The following is a 25,957-nucleotide window of genomic DNA, read 5'->3' as shown; positions in this document are numbered from 1 at the left end:
GACCGTTTCGTAACCTGCGCTTAGCCTCGCACTCAGTGCGGGAGCGCGTCGATCACGCCCCGGTCGCGCCGCGGGCAGGCATGCCCGCGCCCGGTCGCGGTTGGTCCCGGACGGCGTGCCGTGCAGGGACGGGGAGTGGCCAGGATGAGGATCGCGCTGAGCACCGCAACGGTCGCCTCCCTGCTCTCGGCGGTGGTGCTGGTCACCGTCGTCGTGTCGGCCTGGCTGATGGTCAGACGCCTCCAGGGCGCGCAGCGGCGCGCCGCGGCCGAGACCGAACGGGCCCGGCGCTGGGCCGAGGAACAGGCCGGGCGGCTGCGGGCCGAACTCGACCGGCGCGAGCAGCGGTTGACCGAGGAGCTGCGCCGGCTCGCCGCGCGGGAGGGCGAACTCGCCGAACGGTCGGCCGCGTTGGAGCAGGCCGGGCGTGAGGCGGCCGAGCTGGTGCGGCGCCGTTCGACGGCGCTGGAGCAGGCCGCCGGGCTCTCGGCCGACCAGGCCAGGGCCCAACTCGTCCGGGAGGCCGAGGCGCAGGCCCGGCGCGAGGCCGCCGTCACCGTCCGGGAGATCGAGCGGGCGGCCAAGGAGGAGGGCGAGGAGCGGGCCCGGGGGATCGTCGCCGGGGCCGTCCAGCGGCTGGCGGCCGAGCAGACCGCCGAGACGGCGGTGTCGGTGTTCCGGCTGCCGAACGAGGAGATGAAGGGCCGGATCATCGGCCGCGAGGGCCGCAACATCCGCGCCTTCGAGGCGGTCACCGGCGTCAACCTGATCATCGACGACACCCCGGCCTCGGTGCAGCTCTCGTGCTTCGACCCGGTCCGGCGGGAGACGGCCCGGCTGGCCCTGGAACAACTGGTCGAGGACGGCCGGATCCACCCGCTGCGGATCGAGCACGTCCACGAGCGCAGCCGCGAGGAGGTCGCGCGGCGCTGCGTCCGGGCCGGCGAGGACGCGCTGCTGGCGGTGAAGGTCGGCGCGATGCACCCGGAGCTGGTCCGCACCCTCGGCACCCTGCGCTACCGGGCCTCGTACGGGCAGAACGTGCTCGGGCACCTGGTGGAGTCGGCGCACCTGGGCGGCATGATGGCTGCCGAGCTCGGGGTGGACCCGGAGCCGGTACGCCGTGCGGCGCTGCTGCACGACATCGGCAAGGCGATGACGCACGAGGCCGAGGGCAGCCATGCGGCGGTGGGGGCGGAGTTCGCGCGACGGCACGGCGAGCCGGCGGACGTGGTGCACGCGATCGCGGCGCACCACGGCGAGGTGGAGCCGCGGACGGTCGAGGCGGTGCTGACCCAGGCGGCCGACGCCTGCTCGGGCGGTCGGCCGGGCGCGCGCAAGGAGTCGCTGGAGCTGTACGTCCGGCGGCTGGAGCGGCTGGAGGAGATCGCCCGGGCGCACGACGGGGTGGCCAAGGTGTACGCGATGCAGGCCGGCCGCGAGGTGCGGGTGATGGTGCGGCCGGAGGAGGTGGACGACCTCGGGGCGCAGGTGATCGCCCGCGAGGTCGCCAAGCAGGTGGCGGAGGAGCTGACCTACCCGGGGCAGATCCGGGTCACGGTGGTCCGGGAGAGCCGGGTCACCGAGGTGGCCCGCTAGGCGAGTCCACCGGCCGGACGGCGGGCTCGGCGGAGGGCTCCGGCCCGGACTCCGCGGCGCCGGTCAGCGGCTGCGGCCCGCCCCGGGCACCGTCGGCCAGCGCCTGGAGGTCCTCGGCGGCCGCGCCCTGGGTGACGCCGACCAGGTGGCCGTCGGGCCGGATCAGCAGCACGGTGTGCGGCCCGGCACCCGGGTATTCCTCGGTGACCAGCACCTCGGCCGGCACCGGCAGCGCCGCGGCGACCTCGGCGAGCCGGGGCATCAGCCCGGCGCCCAGCCAGTGCTCGGCGGACCAGACCGCGGTGCCGGGGGCGACCAGCAGCAGGAGGAAGGTCGAGCCGAGCCGGGCGTGCAGCTGGTCCGGCGTGCCGTCGGTGGCGAGCACCGGCAGGTCCGGGACGAGGACGCCGGGGGCGGTGGCGGGCAGCAGCTCGCTGAGCGAGGTGGTGCCGCGTGCGCCGCGCTGGACGGGCACCCGCCCGGGGACGCCGGAGGGGGCGGCCGGGTAGGCGGGGGCACCGCCGAAGCGGCCGGTGCCGAGCTGGCCGTCGGAGAGCAGCGGCGCGTGCTTGCGGAACGAGCCGCTGATCAGCGAGCGGCGGGTGGCCTGCCAGCCGCGCAGCGGGCGCAGCAGCGGCATGGCCTGGTCGACGGCGCGCAGCCGGGCGCCGACCGCGCCGCGCCGTTCGGCCTCGTACCCGTCGAGCAGGGAGCCGCCGGGCTGGGGGCCGCCGGAGTGGAGGTGCCAGGCGAGGGCCAGCCGCCAGGCGAGGTTGTCGGCGTCGCGCAGCCCGTCGGCGAGGTTCTGCATGCCGAGGGCGCCGTGCAGGTGGGCGGCGTCGCCGGCGAGGAAGCAGCGGCCGTTGCGGAACCGGGCCGCGAGGCGCTGCTGGGCGGTGTGGTCGGCGGCGGCGAGCAGCTCGTAGCGGGGGAGCTCGCCGCACCAGCCGGTGAGGGTGGCGGTGACCCGGGTGAGCAGGGTGCCGCCGGTGACGATGCCGGGCCAGGTGGCGTGCGGGTCGACCGGCTCGGTGGGCGCGGGTCTGCCCGGGGGCAGCCGCCAGTCGAGGCGCCAGACGCCGTCCGGGAGCGGGCGGGCGGAGGCCTCCCGGTCGCCGCGCCACGGCGGCTCGCGGTGCAGCCGGGCCTCGGTGAAGGGCAGGTCGACGCGGACGGTGGCGATCGCGTTGCGGTCCACGGCCGGCCGCCCGGGGAAGCGGATCTTCAGCAGCTTGCGGACGGTGGAACGGGCGCCGTCGCAGCCGACCAGGTGGCTGCCGCGCCACCAGGTCTCGGTGCCGTCCTGCGGGTTGCGGGTGCGGACGCTGACGCCGTCGCGGTCCTGTTCGAGCTCGGTGACCCGGTTCAGCGGGACCAGCCGGACCAGCGGGGTGCCGGTGAGCGCGTCGCGCAGGCCGCGCTGGAGCCGGTGCTGGGGCAGGTGCAGGACGGGGGTGTCGGCGAGGTCGATCCGGAGCACCTCCTGGCGGCGGCGCCAGATGGTGAACGCGTCCCACCGGGCGGCGTCCGAGACGGCCCGCGGATAGCCGATCCGGGTCAGGAAGGCGGCGGTGTCCGCCCCGAGGACGACGCTGCGCGGGCCCTCGGGGCAGAGTCCGGAACCCTCGTCCAGGACTATCGTCGGCACCTCGTGCCGGGCGAGTGCGAGGGCCAGCGCCAGGCCGACCGGCCCGGCCCCGACCACGATCACCGGGTCCATGCCGGGACCTCCGGTCGCGGGCGGGCCGGCGCGCGGTGGCCGCGGACCGGTGCGGAGCCGTCGGGGACCTCCGGGCATGGGCGGGCCGACGGGGTGGCGTCATATGCCGCGAGGATGGTCCCGGATGGTGTCACGAAGAGCAATGCAACAGTTCACCTGCGTGTCCGTCAAGCAGCAGCCGATGTGCGCCGGTTCGCGCCGCGACGGCCGCGTGCTTCGATCCACCGGGCGAGCGCCGTGAGGAGCAGGCACAGCGCGATGTAGATCGGCCCGATCACCAGCACGACGGGGATGTAGGGGAAGCCCGCCGCGTTGATCGGCTGGGTCGCGATGGCCTTACCGATGAACAGCAGCTCGTGGTAGGTGATGATGAAGCCGAGCGAGGTGTCCTTCAGGGTGACGACCAGCTGGCCGATCATCGAGGGCAGCATCGAGCGGACCGCCTGCGGCACCAGGATGGTGGTCATCACCTGGGTCTTGCGCAGGCCGAGTGCGTACGCCGCCTCGCCCTGGCCGCGCGGGACGGCGTTGACCCCGCTGCGGATGATCTCCGCCTGGACGGACCCGTTGTAGAGGGTGAGCCCGAGCACCAGGGCCCACATCGGCTCCTTGGCGAAGAACGCGTAGTAGAGCGCGACGATCAGGATCAGCAGCGGCATCGCCCGGAAGAACTGGACGAAGGAGACGGCCGCCCACCGCACCGGCTTGTGGTCGGAGAGCTGCCCGGCGGCGAGCAGGGCGCCCAGGACGAGCGAGAAGAGCGCCGCCAGCCCGAAGGCCTCCAGGGTGGAGAGCAGACCGTCGACGATGCGCTGCTGGACGGTGCTGTACTGGAAGACGTCCCAGAGCTGGGCGTCGAACTGACCGTTGTCGGCGAGCGTGGCGAAGACGTACCAGACCAGTCCGGCGACGCCGACGAGCGACAGCACCCCGAACAGCCGGTTCCGCGTGCGGGCCCGCGGGCCAGGGGCGTCGTACAGGACGCTGGCCGTGGAGGGCCGGGTGAAGAGGCTGTTCATCGGGCCACCGCCAGTCGGTCTTCCAGGAAGCGGAACAGCAGCGCGACGGTGGCGCTGATCACCAGGTAGGCGCAGGCCACCCAGAAGAAGATCGCGAAGATCGAGTAGCCGCGCTCGGACATCGTCTGCTGAAAGCTGTACAGCTCGGTGACGCTGAACGCGCCGGCGATCGCCGAGTTCCTCGGCAGGGCGATGAAGACGCTGCTCATCGGCGCCAGCACCGTCCGGGCGGCCTGCGGCAGGACTATCTGGGTGAGCGTCTGGCCGAAGGTCATGCCGAGGCTGCGGGCCGCCTCGGCCTGGCCCAGTGGCACGGTGTTGATGCCCGAGCGCAAGACCTCGCAGACGAAGGACGCGGTGTAGCTGCCGAGCGCCAACGTCGCGTAGGTGAGGTAGCTGAGGTGCACGCCGAGCGGAGGCAGTCCGAAGACGACGGCGAAGAACAGCACGGTCAGCGGGGTGTTGCGGAAGAGCGTCACCCAGGCGGTGCCGAAGCCGCGCAGCACCGGGACGGGGGAGACCCGGAAGGCCGCCAGCAGGGTGCCCAGCAGCAGGGCGAGCAGTGCGCTGAGCGCGCTCAGCTCGATCGTCTGCAGGAAGCCGTCGCGGAACAGCGCGAAGTTGCCGTCCTCGAACAGGAAACCCATCCGGCGGCCCTCCTCTCAGGAGTGGTCAGGAATGATGGTCAGGCGGAGGTCAGTACCGCTCCAGGGCCGGCGGCGTGGGCGCAGCCGAGCCGGAGAGGCCGAGGGTGGCGTCGTACGCCTTCTTCCAGTCGCCGTTGTCCTGGTGGGCCTTGATCGCGTCGCTGATCGCGGTCCGCAGCGCCGCGTCGTCCTTGTTCAGGCCGACGCCGTAGTTCTCCTTGGTGAACGGCTTGCCGACCACCTTGAGCTTGGGCGCGAACTTGGAGGCGTAGCCCTTGAGGATGGCGTCGTCGGTCGTGACGGCGTCGACCTCGCCGGACATCAGCTTCTCGACGCAGGCCGAGTAGGTGTCGAACTGGGTGATCTTCGGCGAGTACTGCTGGATGTTCTTGATCGAGGTGGAGCCGGTGGCGGTGCAGACGTTCTTGCCGTTGACCGACTCCGGGCCGGTGATGGCGGTGTTGTCCGACTTCACCAGCAGGTCCTGGCCGGCGATGTAGTACGGGCCGGCGAAGGAGACCGACTTCTTGCGCTCGTCGTTGATGCTGTAGGTGCCGACGTAGAAGTCGATCTGGCCCTTGGAGATGGCCGGCTCGCGCTGCGAGGAGACCAGGGTCACCCACTTGATCTGCTGCGGGGTGAAGCCGAGGTCGGCGGCGATCATCTTGGCGATCTCGATGTCGAAGCCGCTGCGGTCGCCGCTGGCGACGTCCTCGAAGCCGAGGAAGGGCTGGTCGGCCTTGGCACCGATGATCAGCTGGCCGCGCTTCTTGGCCTCGGTGAACACCGTCGAGTCGACCTTGGCGTCGGTCTTGACCGTGTACGTGGGCAGCTGCGGGGCGTTGCTGGGGGTCGAGGCGGCGCCGGGCGTGCCGTCCTTGCCGCAGGCGGCGGTGGCGGTCAGCGCGACGGCGCAGAGTGCGACGGCGAGGGTGCGACGGGTCTTCATGAGGGGTAGCTCTCCTCGGGCTGGGCCACGGGCAACCGGGCTCTGGCGGCAGGAAGTTGGCCGGGTCGGCGGGGTCGGCGGCGGCGTCCTTGCCGCCGCCCACCAGGTGCCGGCCCGGTGGGTCGGGAAGACCCGGAGGCTCCGGGACGTCCGGGAGGGCCCGGCGGGCCCGGGACGGTCAGTGGTGCAGGATCTTGGAGAGGAAGTCCTTCGCGCGGTCGCTGCGCGGCGCGGTGAAGAAGGCCTCGGGGGTGTTCTGCTCGACGATCCGGCCGTCCGCCATGAAGAGCACGCGGTTGGCGGCGGAGCGGGCGAAGCCCATCTCGTGGGTGACGACGACCATCGTCATGCCGTCCGCGGCCAGCTGGCGCATGACCTCCAGCACCTCGTTGATCATCTCCGGGTCGAGCGCCGAGGTGGGCTCGTCGAAGAGCATCACCTTCGGGTTCATCGCCAGTGCTCGTGCGATCGCGACGCGCTGCTGCTGACCGCCGGAGAGCTGGGCCGGGAACTTCGCGGCCTGCGCGCCGACACCGACGCGCTCCAGCAGTTCCCTGGCGGTCGCCACGGCCTTGTCACGGGCGATCCCGCGGACCTTGACCTGGCCGAGCACCACGTTCTCCAGCACCGTCTTGTGCGCGAAGAGGTTGAAGCTCTGGAACACCATGCCGACCTCGGCGCGCAGCCGGGCCAGTTCGCGGCCCTCGGCGGGCAGCGGACGGCCGTCGATGGTGATCGTGCCGGAGTCGACGGTCTCCAGCCGGTTGATCGTCCGGCAGAGCGTGGACTTGCCCGACCCGGACGGGCCGATCAGGACCACCACCTCGCCCTGAGCGATCTCCAGGTCGATGTCCTGGAGCACGTGCAGGGCGCCGAAGTGCTTGTTCACCCCGCGCATCACCACCAGGGGGGCGGCTGCGGCGCTGGAGTCCTTGACGAGGCTCTCGGTCATCGCGGCCTGCTTCCTGGAGATCAGCCCGAGAGCTGAACTCCCTTGGGCGGCAATGGTGATAGATGAGCCGGGGGCCGAGGCCGGCGGAGCCGCGGCCCCCGGTGGGGTGACCATAGGAGCGCTGACGATGTCACGTCAGCCGATCTGAGCGGAACTTGAGGATCACGATCCGGCCACACGCCGCGCGCGGCGTGTTCACGAGGCCCGCCGAGGGCACGGTCACAGCGGGCATCCGCCCCGCCGCGCGGCGTCCCGCGGGGTCCCGGGGCGTGGCCGAGCCTGGCGTCCGGCGCCCGGCTGGCCCATACTGCGCAGGACCGGGACCTGCCCGGTGGGGCCCGTGAACATCACGCAACACCCCGGGGAACGTCCGGGAGAGGAGGAACGATGCGACTACTGCTCGTCGAGGACGACGAACGCGTGGCCGCCGCGCTGGTCGCGGTGCTGGGACGCCACGGCTTCCAGGTCAGGCACGCCCGTAGCGGGCACGAGGCGCTCGACGCGCTGGTGCCGGACGGCAACGAGCCGTACCGGGTGGTCCTGCTCGACCTCGGGCTGCCCGACCGCGACGGCTTCGAGGTCTGCAGCCGGATCCGGGCCGGCAGCGGCGTACCGGTGATCATGGTGACCGCGCGCGCCGACATCCGCTCCCGGATCCACGGGCTCAACCTCGGCGCCGACGACTACGTCACCAAGCCCTACGACATGGGCGAACTGCTCGCCCGGATCCACGCGGTGGCCCGGCGCGGCGCCGCGCCCGCCGCCGTCGCGGTGCCCACGCCCGACACCGTGCCGCAGCAGCGGGGGCCACTGGAGTCGCGCGGCATCACGATCGACCGCGAACGCCGCCGCGTCAGCGTCGACGGCCGGGACGTCCCGCTCACCCGCAAGGAGTTCGACCTGCTGGCGCTGCTCGCACAGAGCCCCGGCGTGGTCTACCGCCGCGAGCAGATCTTCAGCGAGGTCTGGCGCAGCGGCTGGGAGGGCAACGGCCGCACCCTGGAGGTGCACATCGGCTCGCTGCGCACCAAGCTCGCCCTGCCCGGCCTGGTCGAGGCCGTCCGGGGCGTCGGCTACCGCCTGATCCCCGAGTGCCCGGCCGCCGCCGCGGACGCCCCCCAGGCCCGCGCGGAGCGCTGACCGTACGTGCGTACCCGCCTGCTCGGCATCCTGATCGCGCTGATGCTCTGCGTCCTGGCAGCCCTGGGGCTGCCGCTCGCCGCGGCGGTCGCGGCCGCCGAGCAGAGCCGGGTGGTGGTCGACCGGCTCGACGACGCGGCCCGGTTCGCCCAGGACCTGCCCACTTCGGGCGTCTCCGCCCTGGACTCCGCCCTCAAGGGGGACCTGGAGCCGGCACCCGGCGACCTCAGCCGGCGCCGCGCGCTGGACGCCGAGGTGGCCCGCTACCACGAGCTGTACGGCGTCCGGCTCGGCATCTTCCAGCGCGACGGCATCCCGATCGCCACCGCCCCGGCCGACTGGCGGGTGCCGGTCGGCGGCTACGGTGCGCAGGCCTTCCAGGAGGCGCTGGACGGCCGGCGCAGCCACAACCCGCCGCAGGTCTGGCCGTGGACCTCCGACCGGACGCTGACCATCGCCACGCCGGTGGTCCGGGACGGCGACGTGGTGGCGGTGGTGCTCAGCGAGTCCCCGACCGGCGCGCTGCGCACCCGGATGCTGCACCGCTGGCTGGTGATCGGGGCCGGCGAGGCGGCCGCCATGATCGTCGCGGTGCTGCTCGCCGTCCGGCTCACCGAATGGGTGCTGCGCCCGGTCAGGACGCTCGACCGGGCCACCCACGACATCGCCACCGGCCGGATGAACGCCCGGGTGGCCCCCGGCGGCGGCCCGCCCGAACTCCAGCGCCTGGCCCGCTCGTTCAACGAGATGGCGGACCACGTGGTGCTTGCCCTGGACCAGCAGAAGGCCTTCGTCGCGGACGCCTCGCACCAGCTGCGCAACCCGCTGGCGGCGCTGATGCTGCGGGTCGAGGTGCTGGGCCTGGAGCTGCCCGAGGGCCACGACGAGGAGCTCGGCGGGGTCCGCGAGGAGGGCGTCCGGCTCGCCCGGGTGCTCGACGACCTGCTCGGGCTGGCCACCGCCGAACACGCCCGCCCGGAGACCGGGCCGACCGACCTGGCCGCGCTCACCCTGGCCCGGACGGACGCCTGGCGGCCGGTGGCCGGGCAGCGCGGGATCGAGCTCGGCTGGGAGGGCCCGGCGCTGGCGCTCGGCATGGCCGACCCGATCGGCTTCGGCAGCGCGCTGGACGCGGTGATCGACAACGCGCTCAAGTTCGGCCCGGCCGGCAGCCGGGTGCGGGTGCTGGTCGCGGTGCGGCGCAGCGAGGTCGCGGTGACCGTCTCCGACGCCGGGCCCGGCCTCACCGAGGAGGAGCTGGTCCGGGCCGGCGACCGGTTCTGGCGCAGCACGCGTCACCAGAACGTGGACGGCTCCGGCCTCGGGCTCTCCATCGCCCGCACCCTGCTCCAGGCCGGCGGCGGCTCGCTCGCCTTCGCCCCGGTGCAGCCGACCGGGCTCGCGGTGACGCTGGCGGTGCCGCGGGCGGAGAAGAAGGGCGGGGCCTAGGCCCCGGCCTCCCGCCGGCCCGGCGGCGCCGGGGTACGGCGCGTACGGGGGTACGGCGCGTAGGGGGGTACGGCGCGTACGGGGGCCTCGCCGACGGTGCCGGGGCCTCACGGGTGTTCCGGGGGCCTCACCGGTGGTGCAGGGGGCTTCAGGGACTCAGGGCTTCACCGAGCGGTAGTAGCGTGCCGCGCCCTCGTGCAGCGGGAGCGGGTTGGTGTAGACGGCGGTGCGCAGGTCGACCAACTGGGCCGCGTGCACCTCGGAACCGATCTGGTCACGGCTGTCTATCACCGCCCGGGTCATGCCCTGGACCAGGTCGATGTCCACGTCGTCCCGGGTGATCAGCAGGTTGGGCACGGCCACGGTGGCGACGGCGTCCTCGGGCTGCGCGTTCGGGTAGGTGCCCTTGGGCATGGTGGCCGCCCGGTAGGCGTCGGTGCCGCCGCCCTCGACCCGGTGGACGGCCTCGGCGAGGTCGCCGAGCGGCACGATCCTGATGGGGAAGCGTTCGGAGAGGCTGGTGAGCGCGCCGGTCGGCAGCCCGCCGGACCAGAAGAAGGCGTCCAGCCCGCCCTCGCGCAGCTTCTCGGCGGCGTCGCCGACGCCGAGCATGGCCGGCCGGATGTCGTGGTCGGGGTCGAGCCCGGCCGAGGCGAGCAGCCGCCGGGTCACCAGGTTCACCCCGGACAACTGCTGGCCGACGCCGACCCGCAGGCCCTTCAGGTCGGCCGTCCGGTGGACCGGCGAGGAGGCGGGCACGATCAGCTGGAGGTAGTCGTCGTAGAGCCGGGCGATCGCCCGCAGCCGGTCCCTGCCGGGCCCGGAGTACTGGGCGACGGCGTCGGCGGTGGCGATCGCGAAGTCGTCCTGGCCGCCGGTCACCCGGGCCAGGTTGTCGATCGAGCCCTCCGAGTTGTCCAGTTGCAGCCGCACCCCGGGCATCGCCTTGGCGACGTGGGCCTCCAGCAGCTGCCCGTACCGGTCGTACACCCCGCCCCGGACGCCGGTCGCGAAGCCCACCGGTCCGCGCGGGTAGTCCGGGGAACGGCCGGCCGAGAGCCACCAGCCGCCGAGGGCCGCGGCCACCAGCACCAAGGCCAGCACAGCCCGCCAGAGCGGGCTGCACAGCACCGCGCGGAGGGCGGCGCCGGGTCGGGGCGCGGAACTGGGGGCCATGGAGGGATAGTGCCAGGCGCGCGCACCGAACGGGAGGGGCCGAAGCGCGGCGCCGCCCGGGACGGGTGGGGACCGGCGGGGGAAAAGCGCTTCGCGGCTGCCCGTACCCTGGTCTGGTGAGCGGTGAGAGCGGATTGAAGAGCTACAAGGTCGTTACCTACGGCTGCCAGATGAACGTCCACGACTCCGAGCGGCTGTCGGGCCTGCTGGAGGACGCCGGATACGTGAAGGCCGGGCAGGACGGTGACCCGGACCTGGTCGTGTTCAACACCTGCGCGGTGCGTGAGAACGCCGACAACAAGCTGTACGGCAACCTCGGGCAGCTCGCGCCGGTCAAGAGCCGCCACAAGGGCATGCAGATCGCCGTCGGCGGCTGCCTGGCCCAGAAGGACCGCGACACCATCGTCAGCAAGGCCCCGTGGGTCGACGTGGTGTTCGGCACGCACAACATCGGGCACCTGCCCGCGCTGCTGGAGCGGGCCGCGGTCGAGCGCAAGGCCCAGGTCGAGATCCTGGAGTCGTTGGAGACCTTCCCCTCCACCCTGCCCACCCGCCGCGAGTCCGCGTACGCCGCGTGGGTGGCCATCTCGGTCGGCTGCAACAACACCTGCACCTTCTGCATCGTCCCCGCGCTGCGCGGCAAGGAGGAGGACCGCCGCCCCGGCGACGTCCTCGCCGAGATCGAGGCGCTGGTCGACGAGGGCGTCATCGAGGTCACCCTGCTCGGCCAGAACGTCAACGCCTACGGCTCCGACCTGGGCGACCGCGAGGCCTTCTCCAAGCTGCTGCGCGCCGCCGGGCAGATCGAGGGCCTGGAGCGGATCCGCTTCACCTCGCCGCACCCGCGCGACTTCACCGACGACGTGATCGCCGCGATGGCGGAGACCCCGAACGTGATGCACCAGCTGCACATGCCGCTGCAGTCCGGCTCGGACACGGTGCTCAAGGCGATGCGCCGCTCGTACCGGCAGGAGCGCTTCCTCGGCATCATCCGGAAGGTGCGCGAGGCCATGCCGGACGCGGCCATCTCCACCGACATCATCGTGGGCTTCCCCGGCGAGACCGAGGAGGACTTCGAGCAGACCATGCACACGGTCCGCGAGGCCCGCTTCACCAACGCCTTCACCTTCCAGTACTCCAAGCGCCCGGGCACCCCGGCCGCCGAGATGGAGGACCAGGTGCCGAAGGCGGTCGTGCAGGCCCGCTACGACCGGCTGATCGCGCTCCAGGAGGAGATCTCCTGGGAGGAGAACAAGAAGCAGGTCGGCCGCACCCTGGAGATCCTGGTCGCCGAGGGCGAGGGCAAGAAGGACGACAAGACCGACCGGCTCTCCGGCCGCGCCCCCGACAACCGGCTGGTCCACTTCACGCGTCCGTCGGAGCCGGTCCGCCCCGGCGACATGGTCACGGTGGAGATCACCTACGCCGCCCCGCACCACCTGCTGGCCGAGGGACCGACGCTCGCCGTGCGCCGCACCCGGGCCGGTGACGCCTGGGAGAAGCGCCAGGCCAAGCCCGCCGCCCCCGCCCCGACGGGCGTGATGCTCGGTCTGCCGACCGTGGGCGTCCCGGCGGCGCTGCCCCTGGCCGCCCCGGCGGGCGGCTGCTGCGGCGACTGACCGCTCCGCGCACGGCGGCCCGGCGGGATCCCCGATCCCGCCGGGCCGCTTTCGTTCTTCGTTAGAGTGATCCGCATGCTGGTTGCCGCCGCCGTCTGCCCCTGCCCGCCGCTGCTCGTCCCGGAGGTCGCCGCCGGGGCCGCCGCCGAGCTGGAGCCGCTGCGCGCGGCCTGTGACGAGGCGCTGGCCACGCTGCTCGCGGCCGGGCCGGAGCTGGTCGTGGTCGTCGGCACCGGGCCCGAGGCCGAGGTGTGGACCGAGGGCGGGGCCGGCTCCTTCCACCGCTACGGCGTGCCGCTGGTCGTGAAGCTGCCGGCCGGCCGGGTCGAGGGCCCGGAGCTGGCGCCCTCGCTGACCGTCGGCGCCTGGCTGCTGGAGCGGGCCGGGGCGACCCTGCCGGCACACGCCTGCTCGGTGCCCGCCGACGCGCCCGCCGACCGGATGCTGGGGCTAGGCCAGGGCCTGGCCCAGCTGGCCGGCCGGGTCGGGCTGCTGGTGATGGGTGACGGCAGCGCCTGCCGCTCGGTGAAGGCACCGGGCTACCTGGACGAGCGGGCCGAGGGCTTCGACGCGGCGCTCGCCGACGCGCTGGGCTCGGCGGACCTGGACGCGCTGGCGGCGCTGGACACGGGCCTGGCCGCCGAGCTGAAGGCCGAGGGCCGCGCCCCCTGGCAGGTGCTGGCCGGCGCCGCGCAGGGCGCCGGCCTCACCGCACGGCTGGGCTACCAGGACGCGCCGTACGGCGTCGGCTACGTCGTGGCGTCCTGGAGCTGACCGTCCCGGAGCTGACCGTCCCGGAGCTGACCGTCTCGGAGTCGACCGTCTCGGAGTCGACCGCGCCGGAGCCGACCGTCCGGGAGCCGGTGCGGGGGTGCCGCCGGGGCCGGCGCCCGGACGGACGGGCTCAGGCCGAGGGGCCCTGACCGCCGGACGGGCGGCCCGGCGCGGTGCCGTCGCCCGGCTCCGTCGGCTTGTGGGCGAAGTCGTCCACCGCGCCCTTGGCCTTGCTGGCGCCGTGCTCGATCTTCTCGCTGTACTTGCCCTTGGTGGCCTTGTCGATGGCTCCGCCTGCCTTGTCGACCGCATGCTCGATCTGGTCGCTGTGCTTGCCGGCCAGCTCGCTCGCCTTCTCCTTGAGCTCCCCGGCCTTGCCCTTGAGGTTGTCCATCAGGCCCATGGTGTTCTCACCCTTCTCTCTGTGTCCTGCTCAACGTCTCCCGCGGCCGAACCGTTCTCAACTGGGGATATTGCCCGAAACGGTCATATCGTCGCGCAATGGGACCGGCGGGGCGGGGAGGTCTCCGGCGCCGCGGCGGTTTTGCGAGACTGGACCGGTGAGCAGCTCCAGTACCGCCCAGCCCGGTCCCGTCCAGCCCCCCGCCAGCCGTGCCCGGGTCGTCTCCGTGGTGGGCGCGACCGCCGCCGGGAAGTCCGACCTGGCCGTCGCGATCGCCCGCAGCCTCGGCGGCGAGGTGATCAACACCGACTCGATGCAGCTCTACCGGGGCATGGACATCGGCACCGCGAAGCTCACGCCCGACGAGCGCGGCGGCGTCCCGCACCACCTGATGGACGTCTGGGACGTCACCGAGGCCGCCAGCGTCGCCGAGTACCAGCGGCTCGCCCGGGCCGAGATCGACCGGCTGCTCGCGGCCGGCCGCACCCCCGTCCTGGTCGGCGGCTCGGGGCTGTACGTCCGGGCGGCGATCGACGAGATGGAGTTCCCCGGCACCGACCCGGCGGTGCGGGCCCGGCTGGAGGCCGAACTCGACCAAGACGGCCCGTTCGCGCTGCACCGGCGGCTGGCGGAGCTGGACCCGGCCGCCGCCGAGGCGATCCTGACCAGCAACGGCCGGCGGATCGTCCGGGCGCTGGAGGTCATCGAGATCACCGGGCAGCCGTTCACCGCCAACCTGCCGGGCAACACCGCCGTCTACGACGCGGTGCAGATCGGCGTCGCCGTGCCCCGGCCCGAACTGGACGAGCGGATCACCCTGCGGGTCGACCGGATGTGGGAGGCCGGACTCCTGGACGAGGTGCGGGAGCTGGAGGAGCTCGGCCTGCGCGAGGGGCGCACGGCCTCCCGGGCGCTCGGTTACCAGCAGGTGCTCGACCACTTCGCCGGCGAGTGCACCGAGGACGAGGCGCGGGCCGAAACCGTCCGCGCCACCAAGCGGTTCGCCCGCCGCCAGGAGTCCTGGTTCCGCCGCGACGACCGGATCCACTGGCTCTCCCGCCCGGCCGGCGCGGACCCCGCCGAGCTCCTCGCCCGCTCGCTGGAGCTGATCGACCGTCAGGAACAGGCCGCGCCGTAGGCGGTATCCGGCCATACCGGCGGTGCACTTGCGCGCGCAGGTGGGCGTGCAGGACGAACCCGCGGTTACGGCCGGATCACGTGATGGCCACGGATCACCCGATGACCCCGGTCCGGCCCGGAAACGCCCCCCTGGACATGCCATCATCGAGGTCATAAGGGTCGGTCCGCGCGGGCCGGCCACGCCCGGCCGCGAGTCCGCACTCGTGTCGATCTGTCAGGGGAGGCCGCGTGTCCACGGGTACCGGCCCCGAAACCGGCCAGAGCGGCAGGCCCATGAGTGGCGGCGCCACCGCACAGGCCGACGACCTCGACGCGTCGACCCTGCCCGACCTTCCCGTGCTGCCCGGCCTCGACGCACCCACCTCGTACGCGCTCGCGCTGCCCGCGCTGGACACCCGCGCGCCGGCCGGTGCGGTGCACGAGCGGGAGATCCGTCCGCGTCGCCGGCTGCGCTGGTGGCAGACGCTGCCGATCGCACTGCTGGCCACCGCCGGTTCGCTGATGTTCGCCTTCCCGCTGGCCTTCGGCTCGGCCGGGGCCGGATCGGCGATGATCGGGATGCTCGGGCTGCTGCTCACCGCCGCCTCCGTCGGCTGGGGCGCGATGGCCGCCCGGCACGCCGGGTACAAGTGGCCGGGCCTGCCGCGCCGCGGCTCCGGTCAGCGGGCCGGGTGGAAGGCGATCGTGATCTACACCCTGATCGCGCTGGCGGCCTGTGCGCTCGCCCTCTGGCGCGTCGTCCACCTGCACTGAGGCCCGGTCCCACCAGGCGGTCCGCCGGGCCCTCCCGGGCGGCGGCTCAGTACCATCGGGAGGGTGAGCGAATCTTCCCCGCAGCCCGCCGGCCTGCCCTTCCTCAAGGGGCACGGAACCGAGAACGACTTCGTCATCGTGCCCGACCCCGACGGCAGGCTGGTGATCGGCCCCGAGGCCGTCGCCGCGCTCTGCGACCGCCGGGCCGGCATCGGCGGCGACGGGGTGCTGCGCGTGGTGCGCTCGGCCGCCGACCCGGCCGCGGCCGCCCTGGCCGACCGGGCCGAGTGGTTCATGGACTACCGCAACTCCGACGGCTCGATCGGCGAGATGTGCGGCAACGGCATCCGGGTCTTCGCCCGCTACCTGGTCGAGGAGGGGCTGGCCAAGCCGGGCGAGCTCCCGATCGCCACCCGCGCCGGTCTCCGGACGGTCCGGGTCGCCGAGGACGCCGAGGACGGCACGCCCGGCGAGGTCACCGTCGACATGGGCCACGCGGTGCTGCCGGGGCCGGACGGGATCGAGGTGACGGTCGGCGAGCGGCGCTGGCCGGCCTGCAACGTGAACATGGGCAACCCGCACGCGGTCGCCTTCGTCGAGAGCCTGGACCACGCCGGCGACCTGCTGCGGGCTCCGTTCACCAGCCCCGAGGGCGTCTACCCGGAGGGCGTCAACGTCGAGTTCGTGGTCGACCGCGGGCCGCGGCACGTCGCGATGCGGGTGCACGAGCGCGGCTCCGGCGAGACCCGCTCCTGCGGCACCGGCGCCTGCGCCGTGGCCGTCGCCGCCGCCCGACGGGACGGTGCCGACCCGGCCGTCACCGGCGAGGCCGTCAGCTACACCGTGGACGTGCCGGGCGGCCGGCTGCTGATCACCGAGTACCCGGACGGCCGGGTGGAGAAGACCGGGCCGGCGGTGATCGTGGCCCGCGGCGAGATCGACCCGCAGTGGCTGGCGGCCGTCCTGGGCTGAGCGGCCGTCGCGGGCCGGGTGACTGTCCTGGGCCGGGTGACCGTCCCGGGCCGGGTGACCGTCCCGGGTCGAGGGGCCGGAGACCGCCCTGCGCCGACCGGCGCGGGCGGTTTGCCCATTTCGTGCAGTGGCGAATCCCCCCGTTCGGGTGATCCGGCTCACGGACGGGAAGCAGGGCGTCGCGGAACGTGCTCTGCTCGGTAGCATGGACCACCGGGTCGATCGCCCCTCGGCGGGATGGCAACGAGGGCTCGCCACCGGTGACCGCTGCCGGAGGTGCCGATGACCATCGAAGCCGGGCCGCCCCTCGCGGGGCAGCCGACGTCCGCACGGCAGGCCGGGCCCAGGCGGCCCCTCGGGGGGCTCGGCCGGGCCGCACTCGGCCGGGCTGGGCGCGCCGCCCTGCTGGCCACCGGCCGCACGCCGGTGCCCGACGCCCTCGAACCGCTCGTCCAGGCCCACCGTCGGCACCACCCGCAGGCCGACCTCGGCCTGCTCGGCCGGGCCTACCGGCTCGCCGAGGCCAGCCACCGCGGGCAGAAGCGCAAGAGCGGCGAGCCGTACATCACCCACCCGCTGGCCGTCACCATGATCCTGGCCCAACTCGGCGCCGGGACGACCACCTTGGTCGCCTCGCTGCTCCACGACACCGTCGAGGACACCGAGTTGACGCTGGCCCAGGTCGGCGAGGAGTTCGGGCCCGAAGTCGCCTACCTGGTCGACGGGGTGACGAAACTGGAGAAGGTGGACTTCGGCGCCGCCGCCGAGGCCGAGACCTTCCGCAAGATGCTGGTCGCCACCGGGGACGACGTCCGGGTCATGGTGATCAAGCTCGCCGACCGGCTGCACAACATGCGCACCATCCGGCACATGAGGCCCGCCAGCCAGGTCCGGATCGCCAAGGTCACCCGGGACGTGCTGATCCCGCTGGCCGAGCGGCTCGGCATCCAGGTGCTCAAGGCGGAGCTGGAGGACATCGTCTTCGCCACCCTCCACCCGGAGGAGTACGCCCGCACCCGCGCCCTGCAGGCCGGCCACGAGGCCGAACCGGACGCCCTGCTCGAACCCTTCGCCCGGACGCTGGCCCGCCAGCTCACCGAGGCCGGGGTCGCCGCCGAGGTCGCCGTCCGCCCCCGGCACTGCGTCTCGCTGCACCGGGTGCTGCTCAAGCGGGCTGCCGCACCGGGCCCGGACGGGCGGCCGCAGGGGCCGCAGCCCGCCGACTTCGGGCGGCTGCTGGTGGTGGTCGAGGAGAACGCGGACTGCTACGCCGTCCTCGGCGAGCTGCACACCTGCTGGACCCCGCTGCCCGGCGAGTTCAAGGACTTCGTGGCCGCCCCCAAGTTCAACCTGTACCAGTCGCTGCACACCGCGGTGGCGCTGGAGGGCGGCGTCGTGGTCGAGGTGCTGGTCCGCACCCGGCGGATGCACGAGGTCGCGGAGACCGGCGTGGTCGCCCTGGGCGACCCCCGCCAGCCCGGGGCGAGCGGTGCCGACCAGGGCGGGGACGAGCTCGACCGCACCGACCCGGCCCGGCCCGGCTGGCTCAGCCGGCTGCTGGAGTGGCAGCAGGAGACACCCGATCCGGACGCCTTCTGGTCCGCGCTCACCGCCGACCTGGCCGGGGACCGGGAGATCACCGTCGTCACCGAGAGCGGCGAAACGCTTCAGCTGCGGGCCGGCGCAAGCTGTGTGGACGCCGCCTACCTGCTCGGCGAGGAGACCGGCCACCGATGTATCGGCGCCCGGGTCAACGGCCGGCTCACCGCGCTCTCCACCGTCCTGCGCGACGGTGACCAGGTGGCGATCCTCACCGAGCAGGGCGACCCGGCGGCCCACCCCTCCGGCCCGGCCCCGGAGTGGCTGGCGCACGCCCGGACCCCGGGCGCCCGGCTGGCCATCGAGCGGTGGCTGGCCGACCACCCGGCGCGGGTGCCGGTCGTCCGCACCGGCCCCTCGGCCGGCCAGCCGGCGCCGCCCGCGCACCGGACCGCCGAGCGCGGCGCCGCCCCGGTGGCGGTGACCGGCCGGCCCGGTGCGCCGGTCCGGCTGGCCCGGTGTTGCACCCCGGTGCCGCCGGACGAGGTCAGCGGCTTCGCGATCCGCGGCGGCGCCGTCGCGGTGCACCGCACCGGCTGCCCGGCGGGGGAGCGGATGCGGGCGGACGGCCGCGGCGTGCTGGAGATCCGCTGGCAGCCGGACGGGGCGCCGCCGTCCGGCTACCGGGCGACGCTGCGGGCCGAGGCGCTCAACCGGCCCCGACTGCTGGCCGACCTCACCGCGGCGATCTCGGGGGAGGGCGTCGGCATCGTCTCGGCCGAGGTCGAGCCGCCGCAGGAGCTGCGGGTGCGGCACACCTACACCGTGGAGCTGCCCGAGCCGGGCGCGCTGACCGCGGTGATGCGGGCGATGCTGCGGGTCTCCGGGGTGTACGACGTGAGCCGCCCGCACGCCCCGGAGGGCGGCGGCACCACCCGTACCCCGGCGGGGGAGGCGGAACCGGAGGGGGAGGCGGAACCGCAGGGGGAGGACGAGCCGGAGGGGGAGGCGGAACCGCAGGGGGAGGACGAGCCGGAGGGGGAGGCGGAACCGCAGGGGGAGGACGAGCCGGCGGGGGCGGCGGAACCGCAGGGCGGCGCGGTGTCCGGCGCGGTAAATGGGGATGACCCGTCCGCACCGGGCGTGCGACCATCATGGGGAATTCACGGCCGGTCCGCGGCGTTCACCGGGCACTGAGAGAATTGCCTGAGTGGGGCTGCGGTCCCGAGGGGTGGCTCGCATCTCGCCCGAGCGGTAGACGGGGCGGCAGCTGGGCACACTCCGGGTGTGACCGTCGGTACGGTCGCACCCACAGGCCCCCATACCAGCGAGCCAAAGGACAGAATGACCTCCACGTTCGACACCCGCGACCACGCCGACGCCCCGCGCCGCCTCGACGGTCTGCGGGCGGAAGCCCTCATGGACGAGGACCTCGCGGCCATCGACGAGGACCTCGGCCACCACTACGACGGCGACCAGTACGACCGCAGCGAGCGTGCAGCCCTGCGCCGAGTCGCCGGCCTCTCCACCGAACTCGAAGACGTCACCGAGGTCGAGTACCGCCAGCTCCGCCTGGAGCGCGTGGTGCTCGTCGGCGTCTGGACCGACGGCACGCTGGAGGAGGCGGAGAACTCGATGGCGGAGCTCGCCGCGCTCGCCGAGACGGCCGGTTCCCAGGTGCTGGACGGCGTCATCCAGCGCCGTGACAAGCCCGACGCCGCCACCTACATCGGCTCCGGCAAGGCGAAGGAGCTGCGCGACATCGTCGCGGCCACCGGCGCCGACACCGTGGTCTGCGACGGTGAGCTCACCCCGGGCCAGCTGATCCACCTGGAGGACGTGGTCAAGGTCAAGGTCGTCGACCGGACGGCCCTGATCCTGGACATCTTCGCCCAGCACGCCAAGTCCCGCGAGGGCAAGGCGCAGGTCTCGCTCGCGCAGATGCAGTACATGCTGCCGCGGCTGCGAGGCTGGGGTCAGTCGCTCTCCCGGCAGATGGGTGGTGGTGGCTCCGGCTCGTCCGGCGGCGGTATGGCCACCCGTGGCCCCGGTGAGACCAAGATCGAGACCGACCGGCGCCGCATCCGCGAGAAGATGGCGAAGCTCCGCAAGGAGATCGCCGAGATGAAGAAGGGCCGCGACACCAAGCGCCAGGAGCGCAAGCGCCACCAGGTGCCGTCCGTGGCCATCGCCGGCTACACCAACGCCGGCAAGTCCTCCCTGCTCAACCGGCTCACCGGTGCGGGCGTCCTGGTGGAGAACGCGCTGTTCGCCACCCTGGACCCGACCGTGCGCCGGGCGCAGACCCCGAGCGGCCGGCTCTACACGCTGGCCGACACCGTCGGCTTCGTCCGGCACCTGCCGCACCACCTGGTCGAGGCCTTCCGCTCCACCATGGAGGAGGTCGCCGACGCCGACCTTATCCTGCACGTGGTGGACGGTTCGCACCCCGAGCCGGAGACGCAGCTGGCCGCCGTCCGCGAGGTCATCGTCTCGGTCGAGGCGCAGAACGTGCCCGAGATCGTCGTGATCAACAAGGCCGACGCCGCCGACCCGCACGTGCTCCAGCGCCTGCTGCGCCGCGAGCCGCACGCCATCGTGGTGTCGGCCCGCACCGGGCTCGGCATGGAGGAGCTGCTGAAGCTCATCGACGACGAGCTGCCGCGGCCCGCGATCGAGGTCCAGGCCCTGGTGCCGTACACGCAGGGCGCCCTGGTGTCCCGGGTGCACGCCGAGGGTGAGCTGATCTCCACCGAGCACACCGCGGAGGGCACCCTGCTGCGCGCCAAGGTGAAGGCCGAGCTGGCCGCCGAGCTGGAGGGCTTCTCGGTCGCCCTGACCTCGCGGGGCTGAGGCCCCGCCGGTCCGGCGATCACGCCGACGGCCCCGTTCTCCTGCACGGAGACCGGGGCCGTCGGCGTTGCCGCGGGCGCTACTTCGCGTTCTTGGAGAAGTAGTCGAAGGCCTGCCGCGCCTGCTCCTGGAGCGAGGGCCCGGCCATGTACTCGGACGGGTTGCGGTTCCCGATCGAGTTCACGCTGATCAGGTTCGGCTTGCCGTCCTTGGTGATGAACCAGCCGCCGCCGCTGGAGCCGCCGGTCATGGTGCAGCCGATGACGTACATCGGCGGGCGGGCCGGGTCGAAGGAGAGCCGGCCCGGCCGGATCGCCGAGTCGCAGTGGTTGAGCTCCATGCCGTCGAACGGCCGCTCGGCGGGGTAGCCGTAGGAGAAGGCCGAGGTGATCTGCTCGCGCGGGGCGTTGAACCAGACCGGGACCGAGCTGCCGACCGTCTCCTCCAGTGACCGGCCGGAGCCGTTCTCGTTGCGGACCCGGATGATCCCGTAGTCGAACTGGGAGTTGGCGCCGACGCCGTCCTCCTTCACCCAGGTCGGCGAGACCAGCGCGCGCACCGCCGTCCACCGCCCGTACGGGGAGACCTGCTGCTCGCCGTACGGTTTGCCCCGGCTGGCCTGGCCGTCCCGGTTGTAGCCGGGGACGAAGGTGATGTCCTTGAGCCAGGAGCCGCCCTTGCCGTCGTGCAGGCAGTGCGCGGCGGTGTAGACGAGGTTGCTCCGCCCCGGGTTGGCCGGGTCGGAGACCACCGTGCCGGAGCACATCGAGTCGCCCTCGGGCGTGGTCATGAAGATCTTGCCGACCACGGCCGTCGCCGGGCTGTACGGGTGCGGCTGCGGCTTGGCCGGGATGGCGGCCGGAGGGGCGTCCCGCTCGACCGTGCTGCCGGCCGTCTTGTGCGAGTACTCAGGGGTGGCCCGGCCCTTGGCGTTCTCCATCTTGGCGATCGACCAGAAGCCCTGGGCGACCTCGTTGACGAAGGCGTTGTCGCCGAGGAACCTCGCCCAGTCGTCGAGCTTCCAGTTGGCCAGGTCCTGGAGGCTGCCGGGCAGGGTGACGCCCGGCTTGCCGGGTGCGGTGGTGACGGCCGCGGCGGTGGTGGCCGTGGTGGCCGCGGCATCGGCGCTGCCCGCGTTGTCCGGCCCGCAGGCGGTCGCGGTGAGGGCAAGCGCGGCGAGCACGGCGGCTCCGGCCGTCGCGGCCCGGCGGCCGGGCCCGGCCGCGGTGATGAGTGGCATGGTGATCTGTCCCCCGTCGGTCGGTTCCTGCGCGGCCGGCTACTTCGGCTTGCGGGAGATGTAGTCCAGGGCCTGCTTGGCAACCGTCTCCAGGTACGGGCCGCTCAGCGAGGTGTGGTCCTGGGTGCCGATGGAGGTGTTGCTGACAAGGGCGAGCTTGCCGTCCGGCATCGGGGCGAACCAGCCTCCGCCGCTGGAGCCCTGCGTCATGGTGCAACCGATGGTGTGCATCGACGGGCGCTTGGGGTCGAAGGAGAGCCGGACCGGCTTGCCCCCGTCGCACTTGTACAGCTCCTGCCCGTCGAAGGGCTTGTAGAGCGGGTAGCCGACGGCCGAGACCTTCAGCTGGTCGCGCGGGGCGTCGAACCAGACCGGGACGGCCGCGCCGACCGTCTCCTCCAGCGACTTGCCGGTGTCGTTCTGGTTCTGCACCCGCATGACCGCGAAGTCGTACTGGCTGGCGGCGTCACCGGTGCCGCCGCCCTCGACCGTCCACTGCGGCGAGGTCACGACGTCCTTGGCCCACCAGGTGCCGAGCGGCGCCAGCTCCGCCAGCGGGGCCTTCTTGCCGCCGCTGGAGGCACCGGAGTTGTTGTAGGCGGGGACGAAGACGAGGTCCTTGTAGAAGTTGCCGCCCTTGCCCGGGTGCACGCAGTGCCCGGCCGTCCAGACCAGGTTGCTCTTGCCGGGGTGCGCCGGGTCGGCGATCACGGTGGCCGAGCAGTTGCCGCGGCCGCCGTCGGCGGAGAAGAAGACCTTCCCGGAGGGCTGCTTGGTGTACGGGCGGGCCACCGGCGTCGCCTTGACCACCGGCGGCTCGGGGTCGGTGACCCCGGCGTCGCCGGCGGGCTTGGCGGTGGGCGGGGCCGGATCGGCGGGCTTGGAGTCGCCCATCTTGTCCGGGTTCCAGAAGTCCTTGACGACGGGGTTGTTGAAGACGTGCTTGGACGCCCAGTTGTCCCAGTCCTCGAACTTCCACTTCTTCAGGTCGTCCCAGCTCTTCGGCAGGCCCTCCAGCAGGCTGGTCGGGATGCCGGTCGGCAGGGTGAGGCCGCCGATCACGCCGCCGCCCCCCGCGGCGGCGGAGGCGGTGGTGACGGCCGGGGACGGCGGCGGTGCGGCGGTGCCCCCGTCGCCGGCGGGGCCGTCCGGGCCGCAGGCGCTCACGGCGAGCAGGGTTCCGGCGGCAAGGGCCGCGGCCACGGCTGACCGGTGGATCGATGGCATGGTGTTCGCTTCCCCCTGGATGGTCCTGTTGCGGCGGCTAGCCGCCCTGGAGTCTGCCACTGGCGACCAGGACGGCACCGGCCGACCCCCGGGTTCCGGAACTGACCCGAGGTCACCGATCTGTGACGAACCCCCGGTCGGCTCGTTGCCACAGCAGGGCCTCCCACCTCAGGGGTGAACAATCCACGCTGTTCACCCGGACGAGTGAGCCGTCCTTGTGATCACCCGTCAGGGATAGGTAACCCTTACCTGACGCGACGGTGCGAGCGCCCGCCAGACCCTCTCCACCACCCGCGCGCGTCCGCACCCCACGCGCCCCAAGGAGCAGCCTTGAGCACCGCCCTCACCGGAGCCCCGCCCCACAGCCCGGCGCGCCGCCCGGCCCCGGCCCGTCCCGCCGCGGCCGGTGCGGCGCAGCCCGACCCGCTGCTGCACCCCGACCCGGCCGTCGCCGCCGAACAGGCCGCCCTGGAAGCCCTGCTCCGGTGCTGGGCCAGGGAGACCGGCGCCACGCCCGGCCCCGACGGCCGGCTGCGGATCGCCGTCCTCGGCGGCGCCGCCCGGCTCTGCGCCCCGGTCCGCTACTGGTCGCCCGCCGGCTGGCACCGCTTCGGCCCGGCCACCCTCTCGGCCGGCGGGACCGCCGCGCCGGGGGACCCCTGCGACGCCCCGGTGGACGCCGTCACCGCCGCCGCGCTGCTCGCCGCCGCGGCCGCCGCCCGCCCCGACCCCGGCCAGGTCGCCGACCTCGCAGCCCGGGTCGCCGACTCCGTCGTCCGCACCGCGGACATCCTCGCCCACCGCCGGACCGCCGCGGCCCCCGGCGGGCCGGAGGGCTCCCACTTCCTCGCCACCGAGCAGTCCCTGCTCCTCGGCCACCCGCTGCACCCCACCCCCAAGAGCCGCGACGGCCTCGGCCCCGCACAGAGCGCCGCCTACTCCCCGGAGCTGCACGGCTCGTTCCAGCTGCACTGGTACGCCGTCGACCGCGAACTCCTCGCCGCCGGCTCCGCGCTGACCGAGAGCGCGGACCTCATCACCGCCCGGCTCCTCGGCGACCGCGCCCCGCTGCCGCCCGGCACAGCCGCCCTGCCGCTGCACCCCTGGCAGGCCCGCGAGCTGGCACTGCGCCCGGCCGTCGCCGCCCTGCTCGCCGACGGCCTGTTGCACGACCTCGGCCCGGCCGGCGCGCCCTGGTACCCCACCTCCTCGGTGCGCACCGTCTACCGGCCCGGCACACCCTGGATGCTGAAGCTCTCGCTCGGCCTGCGGATCACCAACTCGCGCCGGGAGAACCTCCGCAAGGAGCTGCACCGCGGCCTGGAGATGCACCGGCTGCTGGAGAGCGGGCTGGCCGCCGAGTGGCGGGCCGCCCACCCCGGCTTCGACATCGTCCGCGACCCCGCGTGGATCGGCGTCGACCACCCCGCCCTCGGTGACCCGGGCGGCCTGGACACCGTGCTCCGCGCCCAGCCCTTCGCCCCCGGCGAGCGCGCGCTCTGCGTGGCCGGACTGGTCGCCGAACAGCCGCTCGGCACCGGCGACACCGTGCCGTCCCGGCTCGGCGACACGCTGCGCGCCCTCGCCCTCCGCTGCGGCCGCCCGCTCACCACCGTGGCCGCCGAATGGTTCCTGCGCTACCTGGACGCCGTCGTCCTGCCCGTCCTCTGGCTCGACGGACGGGCCGGCATCGCGCTGGAGGCGCACCAGCAGAACAGCCTCGTCATGCTCGACGCCGAGGGCTGGCCGGTCGGCGGGCGCTACCGCGACAACCAGGGCTTCTACTACCGGCAGAGCGCCGCCGAACGGCTCACCGGCCGGCTGCCCGGACTCGGCGCGCAGAGCGACACCTTCCTCGCCGACGACGTGATCGACCACCACTTCGCCTACTACCTCGGCATCAACCACGTCCTCGGCCTGATCGGCGCCCTCGGCTCCCAGCGGCTGGCCGACGAGGCGGTGCTGCTGGCCGCGCTGCGCGGCTTCCTCGCCGGCCCCCGGGTCGCGGCCACAAGGTCCACGCTGCCCGCCCTGCTGCTGGACGCCACCACCCTGCCCTGCAAGGCCAACCTGCTCACCCGGATCAACGGCATGGACGAACTGGTCGGGCCGGTCGCCAACCAGTCCGTCTACGTCGACATCCCCAACCCGGTGGCCGGCGCGTGACCCCCGCCGTGAGCCTGGCCGACTCCGTCCCCGGCTGGGGCGCCATGCCCACCGCAGCCGGGGAGTTCCGGCTGCGCCCGGTCCGGCTGCCGGCCGACCTGGACCTGCTCGCCGGGTGGATGAACGACCCGGACGTCGCCGCCTTCTGGGACCTCGCCGGCCCTCCCGCCACCACCGGGAGGCACGTCCGGGCCCAACTCGACGGCGACGGCCGCAGCGCGCCCTGCCTCGGCCTGCTCGACGGCACCCCGATGAGCTACTGGGAGATCTACCGCGCCGACCTCGACCCGCTCGCCGGGCACTACCCCGCCCGGCCCGACGACACCGGCGTCCACCTGCTGCTCGGCCCCGCCGACCGCCGCGGACGGGGCCTCGGCGCCACCCTGCTCGCCGCGCTCGCCGAGCGCATCCTGCGGGAACGGCCGCACTGCGAGCGGGTGGTGGCCGAACCCGACGTCCGGAACCGGCGCTCCGTCCGGGCCTTCGAACGGGCCGGGTTCCGGGCGACGGCCGAAATCGACCTGCCGGACAAACGGGCCGCCCTGATGGTCCGCGACCGCGTACCGCCCCGCCCCGCCGCGAACCCCGCCGTGCCCGCCCCCTCCGATCCCGCCTAGGAC

The 25,957-nt window shown here is 73.9% G+C and carries 21 protein-coding genes; 12 read left to right on the top strand and 9 right to left on the bottom strand.

The features are described 5' to 3' along the window. The first annotated feature begins 144 nt into the window (after positions 1-144). Positions 145-1,599: a ribonuclease Y gene (gene rny / locus J5Y04_RS29465; RefSeq protein WP_209415442.1), complete on the top strand. Its 1,455-nt coding sequence runs from the start codon at positions 145-147 to the stop codon at positions 1,597-1,599. Here the strand turns inward: rny and J5Y04_RS29460 are convergent. From J5Y04_RS29460 to J5Y04_RS29440, 5 genes are all read right to left on the bottom strand, one after another. After that, on the bottom strand, positions 1,580-3,319 hold the full coding sequence (locus J5Y04_RS29460; RefSeq protein ID WP_209415441.1) for an FAD-dependent monooxygenase: 1,740 nt from the start codon (positions 3,317-3,319) through the stop codon (positions 1,580-1,582). The genes rny and J5Y04_RS29460 overlap by 20 nt on opposite strands. A gap of 167 nt (positions 3,320-3,486) precedes the next feature. Further along, the gene (locus J5Y04_RS29455; protein ID WP_209415440.1) at positions 3,487-4,338 is read right to left on the bottom strand and encodes an amino acid ABC transporter permease; all 852 of its coding nucleotides are present in this window, start codon (positions 4,336-4,338) and stop codon (positions 3,487-3,489) included. Continuing rightward, positions 4,335-4,985 (bottom strand): amino acid ABC transporter permease, encoded by a 651-nt coding sequence (locus tag J5Y04_RS29450; protein ID WP_148642726.1) that lies wholly within the window; start codon positions 4,983-4,985, stop codon positions 4,335-4,337. Before J5Y04_RS29450 ends, J5Y04_RS29455 begins: the two co-directional genes overlap by 4 nt. Positions 4,986-5,034: 49 nt before the next feature. Beyond that, positions 5,035-5,934, bottom strand: coding sequence for a glutamate ABC transporter substrate-binding protein (locus tag J5Y04_RS29445; RefSeq protein ID WP_209415439.1), 900 nt, complete (start codon positions 5,932-5,934; stop codon positions 5,035-5,037). A 178-nt stretch (positions 5,935-6,112) separates the two neighbouring features. Further along, positions 6,113-6,886, bottom strand: a complete 774-nt coding sequence (locus J5Y04_RS29440) for an amino acid ABC transporter ATP-binding protein (protein ID WP_148642724.1) — start codon at positions 6,884-6,886, stop codon at positions 6,113-6,115. Between the two features lie 387 nt (positions 6,887-7,273). On the opposite strand from J5Y04_RS29440, the gene J5Y04_RS29435 reads away from it, so the two are divergent. Beyond that, positions 7,274-8,026 carry a response regulator transcription factor gene (locus tag J5Y04_RS29435; protein WP_148642723.1) on the top strand — a complete coding sequence of 251 codons (753 nt, stop codon included), beginning with the start codon at positions 7,274-7,276 and terminating at the stop codon, positions 8,024-8,026. Positions 8,027-8,032: 6 nt separating this feature from the next. Continuing rightward, complete coding sequence (locus J5Y04_RS29430) at positions 8,033-9,475, top strand: HAMP domain-containing sensor histidine kinase (protein WP_209415438.1); 1,443 nt, start codon at positions 8,033-8,035, stop codon at positions 9,473-9,475. A 156-nt stretch (positions 9,476-9,631) separates the two neighbouring features. Here the strand turns inward: J5Y04_RS29430 and J5Y04_RS29425 are convergent, their stop codons facing one another. Next, entirely contained in the window at positions 9,632-10,651 is a 1,020-nt protein-coding gene (locus J5Y04_RS29425) for a TAXI family TRAP transporter solute-binding subunit (RefSeq protein WP_209415437.1), read from the bottom strand. 116 nt (positions 10,652-10,767) lie between these two features. Here J5Y04_RS29425 and miaB point away from each other — a divergent pair, with 116 nt between their 5' ends. Then, positions 10,768-12,270, top strand: coding sequence for a tRNA (N6-isopentenyl adenosine(37)-C2)-methylthiotransferase MiaB (miaB, locus tag J5Y04_RS29420; protein WP_307853364.1), 1,503 nt, complete (start codon positions 10,768-10,770; stop codon positions 12,268-12,270). 75 nt (positions 12,271-12,345) lie between these two features. Further along, positions 12,346-13,044: a class III extradiol dioxygenase subunit B-like domain-containing protein gene (locus J5Y04_RS29415; RefSeq protein WP_209415436.1), complete on the top strand. Its 699-nt coding sequence runs from the start codon at positions 12,346-12,348 to the stop codon at positions 13,042-13,044. A gap of 130 nt (positions 13,045-13,174) precedes the next feature. Here the strand turns inward: J5Y04_RS29415 and J5Y04_RS29410 are convergent, their stop codons facing one another. Continuing rightward, complete coding sequence (locus J5Y04_RS29410) at positions 13,175-13,438, bottom strand: antitoxin (RefSeq protein WP_245205654.1); 264 nt, start codon at positions 13,436-13,438, stop codon at positions 13,175-13,177. Between the two features lie 166 nt (positions 13,439-13,604). Between J5Y04_RS29410 and miaA the strand changes: the two genes are divergently transcribed. From miaA to hflX, 5 genes are all read left to right on the top strand, one after another. Then, positions 13,605-14,585, top strand: a complete 981-nt coding sequence (miaA, locus tag J5Y04_RS29405; RefSeq protein WP_209415434.1) for a tRNA (adenosine(37)-N6)-dimethylallyltransferase MiaA — start codon at positions 13,605-13,607, stop codon at positions 14,583-14,585. Between the two features lie 230 nt (positions 14,586-14,815). After that, positions 14,816-15,340: a hypothetical protein gene (locus J5Y04_RS29400; protein ID WP_209415433.1), complete on the top strand. Its 525-nt coding sequence runs from the start codon at positions 14,816-14,818 to the stop codon at positions 15,338-15,340. 63 nt (positions 15,341-15,403) lie between these two features. Continuing rightward, positions 15,404-16,312 (top strand): diaminopimelate epimerase, encoded by a 909-nt coding sequence (gene dapF, locus J5Y04_RS29395; RefSeq protein ID WP_209415432.1) that lies wholly within the window; start codon positions 15,404-15,406, stop codon positions 16,310-16,312. 282 nt (positions 16,313-16,594) lie between these two features. Further along, complete coding sequence (locus J5Y04_RS29390; protein WP_245205653.1) at positions 16,595-19,048, top strand: HD domain-containing protein; 2,454 nt, start codon at positions 16,595-16,597, stop codon at positions 19,046-19,048. 147 nt (positions 19,049-19,195) lie between these two features. Then, positions 19,196-20,704: a GTPase HflX gene (gene hflX, locus J5Y04_RS29385; RefSeq protein ID WP_209415431.1), complete on the top strand. Its 1,509-nt coding sequence runs from the start codon at positions 19,196-19,198 to the stop codon at positions 20,702-20,704. A 79-nt stretch (positions 20,705-20,783) separates the two neighbouring features. Here hflX and J5Y04_RS29380 read toward each other — a convergent pair whose 3' ends face one another. After that, entirely contained in the window at positions 20,784-21,944 is a 1,161-nt protein-coding gene (locus J5Y04_RS29380; RefSeq protein WP_209415430.1) for a serine protease, read from the bottom strand. A 39-nt stretch (positions 21,945-21,983) separates the two neighbouring features. Beyond that, on the bottom strand, positions 21,984-23,171 hold the full coding sequence (locus tag J5Y04_RS29375) for a hypothetical protein (protein ID WP_209415429.1): 1,188 nt from the start codon (positions 23,169-23,171) through the stop codon (positions 21,984-21,986). A gap of 330 nt (positions 23,172-23,501) precedes the next feature. Here J5Y04_RS29375 and J5Y04_RS42245 point away from each other — a divergent pair, with 330 nt between their 5' ends. After that, a complete protein-coding gene (locus tag J5Y04_RS42245) occupies positions 23,502-25,337 on the top strand; it encodes an IucA/IucC family siderophore biosynthesis protein (RefSeq protein ID WP_245205652.1) in 1,836 nt (611 codons plus the stop codon). Next, positions 25,229-25,954 (top strand): GNAT family N-acetyltransferase, encoded by a 726-nt coding sequence (locus tag J5Y04_RS42240; RefSeq protein WP_245205678.1) that lies wholly within the window; start codon positions 25,229-25,231, stop codon positions 25,952-25,954. Before J5Y04_RS42245 ends, J5Y04_RS42240 begins: the two co-directional genes overlap by 109 nt. Positions 25,955-25,957 lie beyond the last annotated feature (3 nt).

The organism is Kitasatospora sp. RG8 (genome assembly GCF_017813315.1).
Lineage (GTDB): Bacteria > Actinomycetota > Actinomycetes > Streptomycetales > Streptomycetaceae > Kitasatospora.
The sequence above is the reverse complement of the archived record's forward strand: the minus strand, read 5'-3'. Positions and strand labels throughout refer to the sequence as shown.